The sequence below is a fragment of the uncultured Exiguobacterium sp. genome, from assembly GCF_964277885.1.
GTDB lineage: Bacteria > Bacillota > Bacilli > Exiguobacteriales > Exiguobacteriaceae > Exiguobacterium_A.
This window is the reverse complement of record NZ_CAXYJR010000005.1, coordinates 1,884,570-1,897,377: the sequence shown is the minus strand read 5'-3', so window position 1 is coordinate 1,897,377 and position 12,808 is coordinate 1,884,570. Positions and strand designations below refer to the sequence as shown.

Sequence of the window (12,808 nt, the reverse complement as noted above, 5' to 3'; positions counted from 1 at the left end):
ACCTCTTCATTAAGAGGAACACCTAAGGTTTTGGAGTACACGAATAGTTCTAACTATGAGAGGAGTTCATCCGTAAGTGAAACCAATTTTATACGAGTAAAAGGTCCCGCGCTTGAAATGAGTTCAAGAGATGGGGACCTTTTTCTGTGTTCATTTTTTTTGATAGCGGTCAGAGACTTTTCCGCGTTTTCGGTCGCGATAAAAGACATATCCTGCGACAAAACCAATGCCGCCCATCGCAAGAATCAACCCGACGAGACCTTGTAATACATATACGTAAGCCGCATCGCCTAAGTATTTAAATGGAACTTGAGCAATTAGAAAGACACTGTCGCGCATGAGCTTGATGCCGATTGCGCCGATGATGCCGGGGATCAATAATGAGAGCAAACCAATGATACGCATAGGACGCCACTCCTTTCCAAGCGTATTGTATCAAAAAATCGACCGTTCTGCGAATCGGGTTTGCTTCCCTATTTTATTCCGAGTAGGATAGAAATGTAAGCAGTTTCAAAGGGGGAATTCATATGCATCATCTACTCGTCGTCGGGGCTGGTCAAGGGGGAACAGAAGTCCTGCACGCATTTCAACGTTCACCATTATTAACGGTCATCGGTCTTGTCGATCCAAACATGGAGGCGCCTGGGGTGGCGCTTGCACGGCGTGCAGACATCCGCATCGAAGCCAATTGGTCGGCATTCGAAGGAGAAAACGTCGATTTCATCATTGACGCCACGGGAGAAAATGGCGTACTCGAACAATTGATTCATGATTTTCCGGGAGCGGCGGTCTTACCGGGTGAATTCGTCAGAGTGTTACTCGAGCGTCTGACTGAAAAAGAAAAAATGCTCGAAGCGATCATTCATTGTACGAGTGAGGCAATCTCAGTCGCTGATCAAGATGGACAGACGATGCTGATCAATCCTGCATATACGCGAATGACCGGTTTCACAGAACGAGATGTCGTCGGAAAACCGGCTAGTGCTGATATCGGAATGCAGGAGTCTGTTCATTTGAAAGTCTTGAACACAGGCGAGAACGTTCGAGATGTTCGGATGAAGATCGGGCAAGATCAACGCGATATCATCGTCAACGCGGCACCTGTCATCGTCGATGGACAAGTCCGAGGTTCGGTAGGTGTCATTCGGGATATCTCAGAAATGAAGGCACTGGCAAAAGAATTAAAGGCAGCGCGTCAAAAAATCCGGACGCTTGAAGCCAAATATACATTTGATGATATCATCGCCGAGAGTGAAGCAATGCGCTTCGTCGTCGATCAAGCAAAGCTTGCGGCAACGATGCCCGTCAACGTCTTGATTCGTGGTGAATCGGGAACCGGAAAAGAGTTGTTCGCGCATGCGATCCATGCAGCGAGCGAACGCAAATATGAACAATTCGTCCGCGTCAACTGTGCGGCGATTGCACCGACGTTACTCGAAAGTGAACTATTCGGGTACGAGGAAGGCGCGTTCTCAGGAGCGCGGCGCGGCGGGAAACGGGGATATTTCGAAGAAGCACACGGAGGTTCGCTATTCTTAGATGAGATCGGCGAATTGCCACTCGACGTCCAAGCCAAACTGTTACGGGTGTTACAGGAAAATGAAGTCGTCCGTGTCGGTGGCACGAAGGCGATTCCGGTTGATGTCCGCATCATCGCGGCGACGAATGCCAATCTCGAACAAAAAATCATCATGAATGAGTTCCGAGAAGATCTTTATTACCGGATCAATCGTTTACCGATACACATACCGGCACTACGTGAGCGTCCGGATGATATCGCACCGTTAACCTTACACCTACTCCGCAAATTGAATCAAAGTTATGGACGATCGGTCGGACGGATCTCGGATGATGTACTCGAAGCAATGAAGAAGCAACCGTGGAAAGGAAATGTCCGCGAGCTTGAAAATGTCATCGGTCGTGCATTGATTTTTACGGATAAAACAGAAACCGTCTTACGAAAAGGCCATCTCCAGCTTGTCGTGCCACAAACAACGAAAGTCGCGACGAGACAGAAAAAGGAAATCAAACATTTATCGGATGAGATGTCACACGTCGAAGAACGGTTGATTCGGGAAGCGCTTACTGCCTTTAATGGCAACAAAACAGAAGCAGCGAAACAACTCGGAATTTCACTTCGCGCACTTTATTACAAAGTGGAACGATTTAACATCTATTCGTAAAGCGCAAATTTTTGCGTGCAATATATTGCAAAAAATGCAAAAGCGTGCAAAATTAAAGACGTTCTTGCTTAACCTACCGTCTCTTTTGAATTGGCACGAAAATTGCTATTACTATTTATGTATGACAGGTGAGGGGGGAATACGGTGAGATTCAGTGAAATGGTCGAGCAGGCAGCTCGACTCGAAGATTCCGTCGTTGCGATCGCAGCTGCGGATGACGAAGAAGTGATGGATGCTGTCGCATTAGCAATTGAGAACGATTTAGCGCGTTTTCATTTGTTCGGGGATGCGACACGGATTCAGCAGATGATTCAAAAACGAGCATTACGAGAGTCACAGTTCGTGATCACACATACTTCTACATCACAAGAAGCGGCAGAACGTGCCGCTCATGCCGTTCGCAAAGGGGATGCGAGCGTCTTGATGAAAGGTCTTGTTCCGACAGCTACGTTCATGAAAGCTGTCTTGAACAAAGAAACGGGTTTGCGTTCAGGGAATGTCTTGTCGCATGTCGCCTTGTTCGAAGTACCGGGGCGTGAATCAGCGATCGGATTAACCGATGCAGCGATTCATATCCAACCGACACTCGAAGACAAAGTGAAGATCATCGAAAACGGTGTCTCCGCCTTACGTGCTCTCGGATACGGCTTACCGAAAGTCGCAGTCTTAGCAGCTGTCGAAGTCGTCAATCCAACGATGCAGGCGACGATTGATGCCGCCCTGCTGACGCAAATGAACCGACGTGGTCAAATCAAGGATTGCCTTGTAGACGGACCACTCGCACTCGACAATGCCGTAAATCTCGTCGCTGCCCAGCAAAAAGGATTGACGGGAGATGTAGCAGGTCAGGCGGATTTACTCGTCGTTCCGCAAATCGAAGTCGGAAACGTCATCTACAAATCACTCATGTATTTCGCGCATGCCTCGGTTGCGGCGATTCTCGTCGGAGCACGGGCTCCGGTCGTCTTAACAAGCCGTGCCGATACAGCAGAAGCAAAAATGTACTCACTAGCCTTTGCGCTATTAAATGCTCAACAGACGAAAAAAGTAAAACAAACAATCTGAGGAGGAACTTAAAATGGTCGAAACAAACGTAGAATCACGCTTCAGCATCTTTGAAACAATGGAGATGGAAGATTACGAACAAGTCGTTTTTTGCCACGATAAAGTATCAGGATTAAAAGCAATCATCGCGATTCATGACACGACACTCGGACCGGCACTCGGTGGACTTCGCATGTGGAACTATGCATCAGATGAAGAGGCATTGATTGATGCGCTTCGTTTATCAAAAGGGATGACGTATAAGAACGCAGCCGCTGGTTTGAACCTTGGTGGTGGTAAAGCTGTCATCATCGGCGATGCGAAGACACAAAAGTCAGAAGCACTCTTCCGGGCATTCGGACGTTACGTCCAGTCACTGAACGGTCGTTACATCACAGCAGAAGATGTCAATACGACAGTTGCAGACATGGATTACATTCATATGGAGACAGATTTCGTTACTGGTGTCAGCCCAGCATTCGGATCAAGTGGTAACCCATCACCGGTTACAGCATACGGTGTCTACCGTGGGATGAAAGCTGCGGCAAAAGAAGTGTACGGAACAGATTCACTTGGTGGAAAAACGATTGCGATCCAAGGTGTCGGTAACGTTGCCTTCAATCTATGCCGTCATTTGCATGAAGAAGGGGCGAAGCTAATCGTCACGGACATCAACCAAGAAGCACTTCAACGTGCAGAAGAAGCATTCGGTGCCTTGATCGTCGCACCAGAAGACATCTATAGTGTCGAAGCAGATATCTTTGCACCATGTGCCCTCGGTGCGACATTAAACGACGAGACGATTCCACAATTGAAAGTCAAGATCATCGCCGGTGCGGCAAATAACCAACTCAAAGAAGACCGTCACGGTGACATGCTCGAAGAACGCGATATTTTATACGTACCAGACTTCGTCATCAATGCCGGTGGTGTTATCAACGTTGCCGATGAACTCGACGGATACAACCGCGATCGTGCCATGAAAAAAGTCGAACTCGTTTATGATGCGGTCACGAAAGTGTTCGAAATCGCAAAACGCGATCACTTACCGACATACCGGGCGGCTGAAAAAATGGCAGAAGAGCGCATCGCGACGATGCGTAGCGCCCGCAGTCAATTCCTGCGTCGTGATAAAAACATTCTAGGATCACGTGGCTGATCAGAGGAGGATATCCATGAGCGAACGTATTTTAACGATCAATCCCGGTTCGACGTCGACGAAGATCGGTATCTTTGAAGGAGCGAACCAGGTGTTCACAAAGACGTTACGCCATCCAGCGGAGGCGGTCGGAGGACCGCTTCCAGCACAGCTGGAGATGCGTCGTCATGTGTTACTCGAAGTATTAGCTGAAGAGCAGATTGATTTGAAAGCGCTTACTGCAGTCGTAGGACGCGGAGGACTACTCCGGCCGCTCGTCAGCGGTACGTACGCCGTCAATCGGGAAATGCGAGAAGACTTACTCAGCGGTATTTTTGGCGTCCATGCCTCGAACCTCGGTGGACTCCTCGCGGATGAGATTGCTCGGACACTCGACATACCATCATTTATCGTTGATCCGGTCGTCGTTGACGAACTTGAGCCGATCGCGCGGATTACAGGCTTACCTGAACTTGAACGAAAGAGTATTTTTCATGCATTAAATCAAAAAGCTGTCGCGAAACGGTATGCGAAGGAAATCGGACGTCCATATGAGGAATTGCGCCTGATCATCGCTCACATGGGCGGCGGGATTACGGTAGGCGTGCACCAAGAGGGGCGTGTCATCGACGTCAACAACGGACTCGATGGAGAAGGACCGTTTTCGCCAGAACGCAGCGGATCGCTACCTGTTGGTCAACTAGTAGAACTATGTTATAGTACCAAGTATAAACTTGAAGAGATGAAGCGTCTGGTCGTTGGGTCAGGCGGACTTGTCGCGCACTTGGGAACGTTTGACGCGATCGAGATCGAGCGCCGGATTGAAGAAGGCGACGAAAAAGCGGCGTTGTTATATGACGCGATGGCATACCGGATCGCAAAAGAGATTGCTGGTCAAAGCGCCGTCTTGTTCGGTCAGATCGACGCGATCATTCTAACAGGCGGACTTGCCTATAGTGATCGATTGACGCATGCGATCGAAGAGCGTATCGCCCACCTCGGTCAAGTCGTACGTAGTCCTGGTGAAGATGAGTTGCAGGCGCTCGCAGAAGGAGTGTTGCGTGTCTTACGTGGGGAAGAAGAAGTTAAGGAATATGGAGGCGAACCAACATGGCTAGAGAATTCGACGTCGTTGTCCTAGGTGGCGGACCCGGTGGATATGTCGCCGCGATTCGTGCGGCACAAGCCGGGAAGTCGGTAGCAATCGTGGAACAAGGAAAATTAGGCGGGACATGCTTACATCGTGGCTGCATCCCATCTAAAGCCTTTTTGAAATCAGCAGCAGTCTATCAGACGGTCAAACACGCTGCTACATATGGCGTGGACGTACCGGAATCGTTTTTACGATTCGAACAGGTCAAACAACGTAAACAAGAAATCGTGGATGGACTAGAAGCAGGCATTCAGCACCTGATGAAAAAAGGAAAGATTGAAGTCTTTCATGGTCGGGGTTCGATTCTTGGACCAAGTATCTTTTCACCGATGCCGGGAACAATCAGCGTCGAGCCGGAAGAAGGCGAAGGCGAATTGATCCTTCCGCGTCAATTGATCGTCGCGACAGGGTCGCGTCCACGTCCATTGAACGGACTTGCTTTTGATTCAGAGTATGTCCTCAGCTCGGATGATGCACTCGATATGGCAGATTTGCCAAAGTCGATCGTCATCATCGGTGGCGGCGTCATCGGTGTCGAATGGGCATCGATGTTGACGGATTTTGACGTCGCAGTAACGGTCGTCGAATTCAGCGACCGGATTTTACCGACGGAAGATGCGGCAGTCAGTCGTGAAGTCGCTCGTCAATTGAAAAAGCGGGGCGTCAAGATTCATACCGGCGCAGCTGCACAAAGTGACACGTTCCGGATGTCAGAAGACGGTGTCTCGATCGCGATCGACCGTAACGGAGAACAAACGACGCTTGAAGCGGATAAATTGCTTGTCGCCATCGGTCGAATGGCGAACGTCGAAGGCATCGGGATTGAAAACACGAATATCGTCGTCGAAAATGGCTTCATCCAAGTAGATAACCATTTCCGGACGAAGGATCAACATATCTATGCGATCGGGGATGTGATCGGTCGCTTACAACTAGCGCACGTTGCGTCAGCAGAAGGTGTCAAAGCGGTCGAGGCGATCGTAAACGGAACGACGACACCACTTGAATACGCGTTCGTACCACGTTGTATCTACAGCGTACCGGAAGCGGCATCGGTCGGTTTGACGGAAGACGAAGCGAAACGTGCCGGAATGGACGTCAAGATCGGAAGCTTCTCGTTCAACGGATTAGGGAAAGCGCGGATCGAAGGAGAGGCAGCAGGATTCATCAAGCTCGTCTCCGATGCGAAGACAGATGATCTCGTCGGTGTTCACATCGTCGGACCAAAAGCAACGGAACTGATCAGTGAAGGTGGATTAGCGCTCGTACTCAATGCAACGGCATGGGAAGTCGGACAGCTCGTGCATCCGCACCCGGCCTTGTCAGAAGCATTCGGAGAAGCAGCACTTGCCGTCGACGGACTTGCGGTTCACGCCTAAGGAGGAATTACGGATGGAAAAAATAGAATTCAAAGAATTAGTAGAACTCGGATTAACGGAACAGGACGCGATTCAGATGTTCGAAACGATGGTCCGTGCGCGGAAGATCGACGAACGGATGTGGAAGTTGAACCGAGCGGGTAAAATTCCCTTCCTCGTCTCATGTCAAGGACAAGAAGCGGCTCAAGTCGGTGCGGCGTTCGCCCTTGAAAAAGGAACGGACTACATTTTGCCGTATTACCGTGATTTAGGTGTCGTCTTGCACTTCGGTCAAACGTCACGCGATATCATGCTGTCGGCATTCGCAAAGGCAGAAGATCCGAACTCAGGTGGTCGTCAAATGCCAGGACACTACGGTTCACGTGCCTTGAATATCGTCACGGGTTCAAGTCCGGTTACGACACAAGTCCCACATGCTGTCGGGATCGCACTTGCTGCGAAGATGCGTAAGGAACCACTCGTTGCTTACGTCTCGTTCGGAGAGGGCTCTTCAAACCAAGGAGACTTCCATGAAGGGGCGAACTTCGCCGGAATTCATAAGCTCCCGGTCATCTTGTTCTGTGAAAACAATAAATACGCGATCTCGACACCTCTCTCAAAACAGCTGTCAGCGAAACACGTCGCTGATCGTGCGATCGGCTACGGAATGCCTGGTTATACGGTGGACGGCATCGATCCACTCGCTGTCTATAAGGTCGTCAAGGAAGCACGCGAGCGCGGATTACGGGGAGAAGGTCCGACCTTGATTGAAGTTGAAGTCGAACGCCTCGTGCCACATTCATCCGATGATGACGATAAATCATACCGTTCTGCTGAAGAACTCGATGCCTTAAAAGCACGTGACGGCATCAAACTCTTCCGGGCACGTCTGATCGAAATGGGCGTCCTGACGGAAGAGTCAGCGACTGAAATCGAACAAGCGATGGAGAAAGAAGTCGATGAAGCAACGGCTTATGCGGAAGCAGCGGCTTACGATGTACCAGAAAATGCATTACGTTACGTGTACGACGAGGAGGAAACGAAATGACGACGTTAAGTTTAATCGAAGCGATCAATAGTGCAATCAAAGAAGAAATGGAACGCGACGAGTCCGTCTTCATCCTCGGCGAAGACGTTGGTGTCCGTGGTGGTGTCTTCCGGGCGACCCAAGGATTGCTCGAACAATTCGGAGAAGAACGTGTCATCGATGCACCGCTCGCTGAGAGTGCGATTGCCGGTGTCGGAATCGGAGCTGCGATGTACGGCATGCGTCCGATTGCTGAAATGCAATTCGCTGACTTCATCATGCCAGCAGTCAACCAAATCGTCAGTGAAGCAGCGAAGATTCGGTACCGTTCGAACAATGATTGGACGTGTCCGATCGTCATCCGTGCACCGTTCGGTGGCGGTATTCACGGGGCACTTTATCATTCTCAGTCGGTCGAGGCGATGTTCAACTCGACGCCTGGTCTAAAAATCGTCATCCCATCGAATCCATACGACGCAAAAGGATTGCTAAAGGCAGCGATTCGTTCGAATGATCCGGTCTTGTTCTTCGAGCACAAGCGGGGCTATCGTCTGTTAAAAGGAGATGTTCCTGAAGGCGACTATACGGTCGAAATCGGTAAAGCAGACGTCAAGCGTGAGGGCGAGGACGTGACGATCATCACTTACGGACTATGTGTCCACATGGCACTTGAGGCAGCAACACGCCTTGAAAAAGACGGAATCGATGTCCACATCCTTGACTTGCGGACCGTCTATCCAATCGACCGCGAAGCAGTCGTCGAAGCAGCGAAAAAGACGGGGAAAGTCTTGCTCGTCACGGAAGACAATAAAGAAGGTAGCGTCATGAGTGAAGTGTCGGCGATCATTGCAGAAGAAGCATTGTTCGATCTCGATGCACCAATCGAACGACTCTGTGGTCCAGACGTCCCAGCGATGCCATACGCTCCGACGATGGAGAAGTTCTTCAACATCTCAAGTGAGAAAATTGAAGATAAAATCCGGACGTTACACGCATACTAAGGGGGAACTGACCGATGAAGACTGAAACACTTACGATGCCACAACTCGGGGAAAGTGTTACTGAAGGAACGATTTCGATGTGGCTTGTCAAACCGGGCGATACTGTCAAAAAATATGATCCGATTGCAGAAGTCATTACCGATAAGGTAACGGCAGAAGTCCCATCTTCATTTGATGGTGTGATTGAAAAACTACTTGCAGAAGAAGGTGATACGTTGCAAGTCGGTGACGCAATCGTCACGATGCAAGTCAACGGCGGATCGACGGAAGTCGCGGCGACCGAACAAGAAGTGCCAGCTGTCGAAGAGACGAAGAATGCTGATACATCGATGAAAAAACGCTATTCACCAGCTGTCTTGAAGCTGTCGGGGGAACACGGTATTGATCTTGAACAAGTGACGGGTACAGGAGCAGGTGGCCGGATTACCCGAAAAGATCTCTTGAAACTGATCGAGTCTGGATCAGTCCCGACAACACAAACTACTGAACTAAAACCAGAAGTGAAAGCGGCTCCGGTAGCGCCTCCGACAGAAGCACCACCCGCACCAAAACGTCCGGTCAGTGCACCACAACCGACGGAAACGGGCGACATCGAGATTCCAACTGCCGGTGTGCGTCAAGCGATCGCTTCGAACATGGTTCGCGCGAAACACGAAGCGCCACATGCTTGGTTGATGATCGAAGTTGATGTCACGAACTTGGTCGAAGCACGTAATCGTCATAAAGATGCGTTCTTCAAACAAGAAGGGGTCAAATTGACGTTCTTACCGTTCTTCATGAAGGCGACAGTCGAAGGATTGAAGAAACATCCAATCATGAACTCGACATGGGCGGGAGATAAGATCATTCAAAAGAAAGCGATCAACCTATCACTTGCTGTCGCAACGCAGGACGCTCTGTTCGTACCGGTCGTCAAGAATGCGGATGAATTAAGCATCAAGGGGATCGCACGCGCGATCGATGACTTCGGGAAACGCGCACAAGCCGGCACGTTGTCATCTGCAGAGATGCAAGGTGGGACGTTTACGGTTAACAATACGGGATCATTCGGTTCGATCCAATCAGCACCGATTCTTAACTTCCCGCAAGCGGCGATTCTATCCGTTGAATCAATCGTCAAACGTCCAGTTTGGGTGAACGGCATGTTCGCAGCACGCGACATGGTCAACCTCTGTATGTCGATCGACCACCGGGTGCTCGATGGACTCGTAGCCGGACAGTTCCTACAAACTGTCAAACAAGCGCTCGAATCGATTGATCCAAACCAACTTTCCTTATACTGAGTTTTTCCAGTTGACAGGGAAGAAGAAGCATCGTAATATAAGAATCAATTCAACACACGATAGCAAAGACGAAGAGAAGTAACTTGTGAAACGATTCAAGAGAGCTGATGGGTGGTGCGAATCAGTATCGGGCAACAAGCGAATGGCCTTCTGAGCTTCAGACCGAATCCCTTCAATGGGTAGTAGGCTCTGACGGGTTCCTCCCGTTATCGGGGTCGACGAATCAGGACAACGGTCCGGTTCGTTTCAAAGGGGACGGTGTCAGCATCGTCAACGAAGGTGGTACCGCGGGTCTTCCCGTCCTTCATGTTCTACATGAGTGGGCGAGAAGACCCTTTTCGTATACAATCGAATCGAACAAATCGTAGAGTGAGTTAAGTAGCGAGACAACATCGGCGTTTCAGAGAGCGGAAGAATGGTGCGACTTCCGTACGGCGAGGTTTCGTGAATGGTCTCATGAGAGCGTGGCTGAACGAAGAAGTAGGTCGCGACGGATGCCCCCGTTATCGTAGGCTATGATGTCTCTTCTTTTTAGACGCATCAGACAGAGTGGGAGCGGTCGAACCGTTCCAATCGAGAGGTGGCACCGCGAGATCATCGTCCTCCATACAGCATACGCTGTGTGGAGGATTTTTTTATATTCCAGGAGGCGAAAAGGGATGGTTCAGACAGACACACTTATCATCGAACAACTTGAACTAAACGGCGACGAGATGACGCCGATCATGATTTTTCAACAACTGAGCGGAACACAGAAATGTTTGCTTGAAAGTTCCGCGCATACGGATCAAGGACGGTATTCGATCATCGGTGTCGATCCGGTGGAGATGATTCGGGCAGAAGGACGAACCGTGACACGGGAACAATTGACGACAGGTCAATTGACGCAGGAAACAGGTGATCCAGTACGGCTGATGCAACAGATGATCCTCCGGAGTAGCGTAGAAGAGGACCTTCCGTTTTTAGCGGGTGGGATCGGATATGTCGGTTACGACATGATGCGTGCCTATGAAACACTCGGAGCGGTTCCAGAGCGAACGCGACGATTACCGGACGCGCTACTCGCCGTATACGACCAAATCATCCTGTTCGATCATCTCGAACATCGTGTTCATTTGATTCAGACATCACTCGGTGGCATCACCGATCGTGATGAATTACGTCAACGTCTAGCAGAACGAAAAGCACAACTTGAGCAACCGCGGGAGCGAACGGACATCGAGCGTCCTCTCCGGGATGTCGTCTATGAACCGTTGATGGATCAAGAGACGTTTGAAGGACTCGTCGAACAAGCAAAGAGACATATCCGCCAAGGCGACGTCTTCCAGCTCGTGCTCTCACAACGCCTCGATGCGACGTTCTCAGGTGACCCGTTCCAGTTTTACCGGAAGCTCCGCAAGGACAATCCAAGCCCTTATCTCTTCTATATCGACTTAGGCGAAGCAATCGTACTCGGGGCCTCCCCGGAAAGTTTGGTCCAAGTCAAAGGGAATCGCGTGACGACGAATCCGATTGCCGGCACGCGCCGCCGGGGGAAGACGAAAGAGGAGGACGAACGACTGGCAGAGGAGTTGCTTCACGATGAGAAGGAACGGGCCGAGCACCGGATGCTTGTCGATCTCGGACGCAACGACCTCGGTCGGATTTGTCAAATCGGTACCGTCGAGGTGACGCGATTCATGCAAATCGAGCGCTTCAAGAACGTCATGCACCTCGTTTCTGTCGTTGAAGGAACGTTAGCAGACGGAAAGACCGGCGCAGACGCACTCGTCTCTTGTCTACCGGCTGGGACGGTCACGGGAGCTCCGAAAATTCGAGCGATGCAGTTGATTGACCAGTACGAACAGGTGAAACGAGAAGTATATGCCGGGGCGGTCGGCTATTTCGATGTTCGGGGGAATATGGATTTTGCCCTCGCTATCCGGACGATGGTGATCAAGGATGGTGTCGCTTCTGTTCAAGCAGGGGCTGGTGTCGTCTACGATTCGATTCCACGCCTCGAGTACCAGGAGACGTTACACAAAGCGAAATCACTACTGGAGGTTTGGAAATGATCGTCCTAATTGATAATTATGATTCTTTTACCTATAACCTATACCAATACGCATCCGTTTATACGGACGTTCACGTCATTCGAAACGATGCGGTCAGCATCGAAGAACTACGCGAGATGAAACCAGACGGCATCATCCTCTCGCCCGGTCCCGGTCGCCCGGCTGACGCTGGCATCTGTATCGATCTGATTCGACAATTCTCGGGTCAAATACCGATTCTCGGTGTCTGTCTCGGACACCAGGCAATCGGCGAAGCATTCGGAGGACATGTCGTCGAAGCGCCGGTCATCATGCATGGGAAGACATCGATGATCCGACAATCGGGACAACTCTTCGACGAAATGACAGGAACGTTAGAGGTCATGCGCTATCATTCGCTAATCGTCGCTCGAAACGACTTACCGACGGAGCTCGTCATCACAGCAGAAACGGATGACCGGACGATCATGGCACTCGAGCACCGAACGCATCCGACTTTCGGAATCCAGTTCCATCCTGAATCCGTCGGAACACCACAAGGACAGCAGATGATTAAACGATTCATTGAATTGACAAAGGAGTGACGAA

The 12,808-nt window shown here is 50.3% G+C and carries 11 protein-coding genes and 2 other annotated features; of the genes, 10 read left to right on the top strand and 1 reads right to left on the bottom strand.

Annotated elements, in window-relative coordinates:
* Window positions 1–150: 150 nt before the first annotated feature.
* Window positions 151–405, bottom strand: coding sequence for a DUF2627 family protein (locus ACHWTJ_RS11770; protein ID WP_023467590.1), 255 nt, complete (start codon window positions 403–405; stop codon window positions 151–153).
* 122 nt (window positions 406–527) lie between these two features.
* Here ACHWTJ_RS11770 and ACHWTJ_RS11765 point away from each other — a divergent pair, with 122 nt between their 5' ends.
* From ACHWTJ_RS11765 to ACHWTJ_RS11720, 10 genes are all read left to right on the top strand, one after another.
* Window positions 528–2,183 (top strand): sigma-54-dependent Fis family transcriptional regulator, encoded by a 1,656-nt coding sequence (locus tag ACHWTJ_RS11765; RefSeq protein WP_294747568.1) that lies wholly within the window; start codon window positions 528–530, stop codon window positions 2,181–2,183.
* A 144-nt stretch (window positions 2,184–2,327) separates the two neighbouring features.
* On the top strand, window positions 2,328–3,248 hold the full coding sequence (yqiS, locus tag ACHWTJ_RS11760) for a phosphate butyryltransferase (protein WP_041255026.1): 921 nt from the start codon (window positions 2,328–2,330) through the stop codon (window positions 3,246–3,248).
* A gap of 13 nt (window positions 3,249–3,261) precedes the next feature.
* Window positions 3,262–4,386: a Glu/Leu/Phe/Val dehydrogenase gene (locus tag ACHWTJ_RS11755; RefSeq protein ID WP_023467593.1), complete on the top strand. Its 1,125-nt coding sequence runs from the start codon at window positions 3,262–3,264 to the stop codon at window positions 4,384–4,386.
* Window positions 4,387–4,402: 16 nt separating this feature from the next.
* A complete protein-coding gene (gene buk / locus ACHWTJ_RS11750; RefSeq protein ID WP_294747565.1) occupies window positions 4,403–5,506 on the top strand; it encodes a butyrate kinase in 1,104 nt (367 codons plus the stop codon).
* Entirely contained in the window at window positions 5,476–6,897 is a 1,422-nt protein-coding gene (gene lpdA / locus ACHWTJ_RS11745; RefSeq protein ID WP_294747562.1) for a dihydrolipoyl dehydrogenase, read from the top strand. Before buk ends, lpdA begins: the two co-directional genes overlap by 31 nt.
* Window positions 6,898–6,910: 13 nt before the next feature.
* The gene (locus tag ACHWTJ_RS11740; protein WP_394679769.1) at window positions 6,911–7,924 is read left to right on the top strand and encodes a thiamine pyrophosphate-dependent dehydrogenase E1 component subunit alpha; all 1,014 of its coding nucleotides are present in this window, start codon (window positions 6,911–6,913) and stop codon (window positions 7,922–7,924) included.
* Entirely contained in the window at window positions 7,921–8,904 is a 984-nt protein-coding gene (locus tag ACHWTJ_RS11735; RefSeq protein ID WP_023467596.1) for an alpha-ketoacid dehydrogenase subunit beta, read from the top strand. The genes ACHWTJ_RS11740 and ACHWTJ_RS11735 overlap by 4 nt, the downstream gene beginning before the upstream one ends.
* 14 nt (window positions 8,905–8,918) lie before the next feature.
* Window positions 8,919–10,187, top strand: coding sequence for a dihydrolipoamide acetyltransferase family protein (locus ACHWTJ_RS11730; RefSeq protein ID WP_394679768.1), 1,269 nt, complete (start codon window positions 8,919–8,921; stop codon window positions 10,185–10,187).
* Between the two features lie 56 nt (window positions 10,188–10,243).
* Window positions 10,244–10,495 (top strand) — a binding site (T-box leader).
* A gap of 48 nt (window positions 10,496–10,543) precedes the next feature.
* Window positions 10,544–10,795 (top strand) — a binding site (T-box leader).
* Between the two features lie 51 nt (window positions 10,796–10,846).
* Window positions 10,847–12,241, top strand: a complete 1,395-nt coding sequence (gene trpE / locus ACHWTJ_RS11725; RefSeq protein WP_394679767.1) for an anthranilate synthase component I — start codon at window positions 10,847–10,849, stop codon at window positions 12,239–12,241.
* Window positions 12,238–12,804 carry an anthranilate synthase component II gene (locus ACHWTJ_RS11720; RefSeq protein ID WP_394679766.1) on the top strand — a complete coding sequence of 189 codons (567 nt, stop codon included), beginning with the start codon at window positions 12,238–12,240 and terminating at the stop codon, window positions 12,802–12,804. The genes trpE and ACHWTJ_RS11720 overlap by 4 nt, the downstream gene beginning before the upstream one ends.
* The last annotated feature ends 4 nt before the right edge of the window (window positions 12,805–12,808 follow it).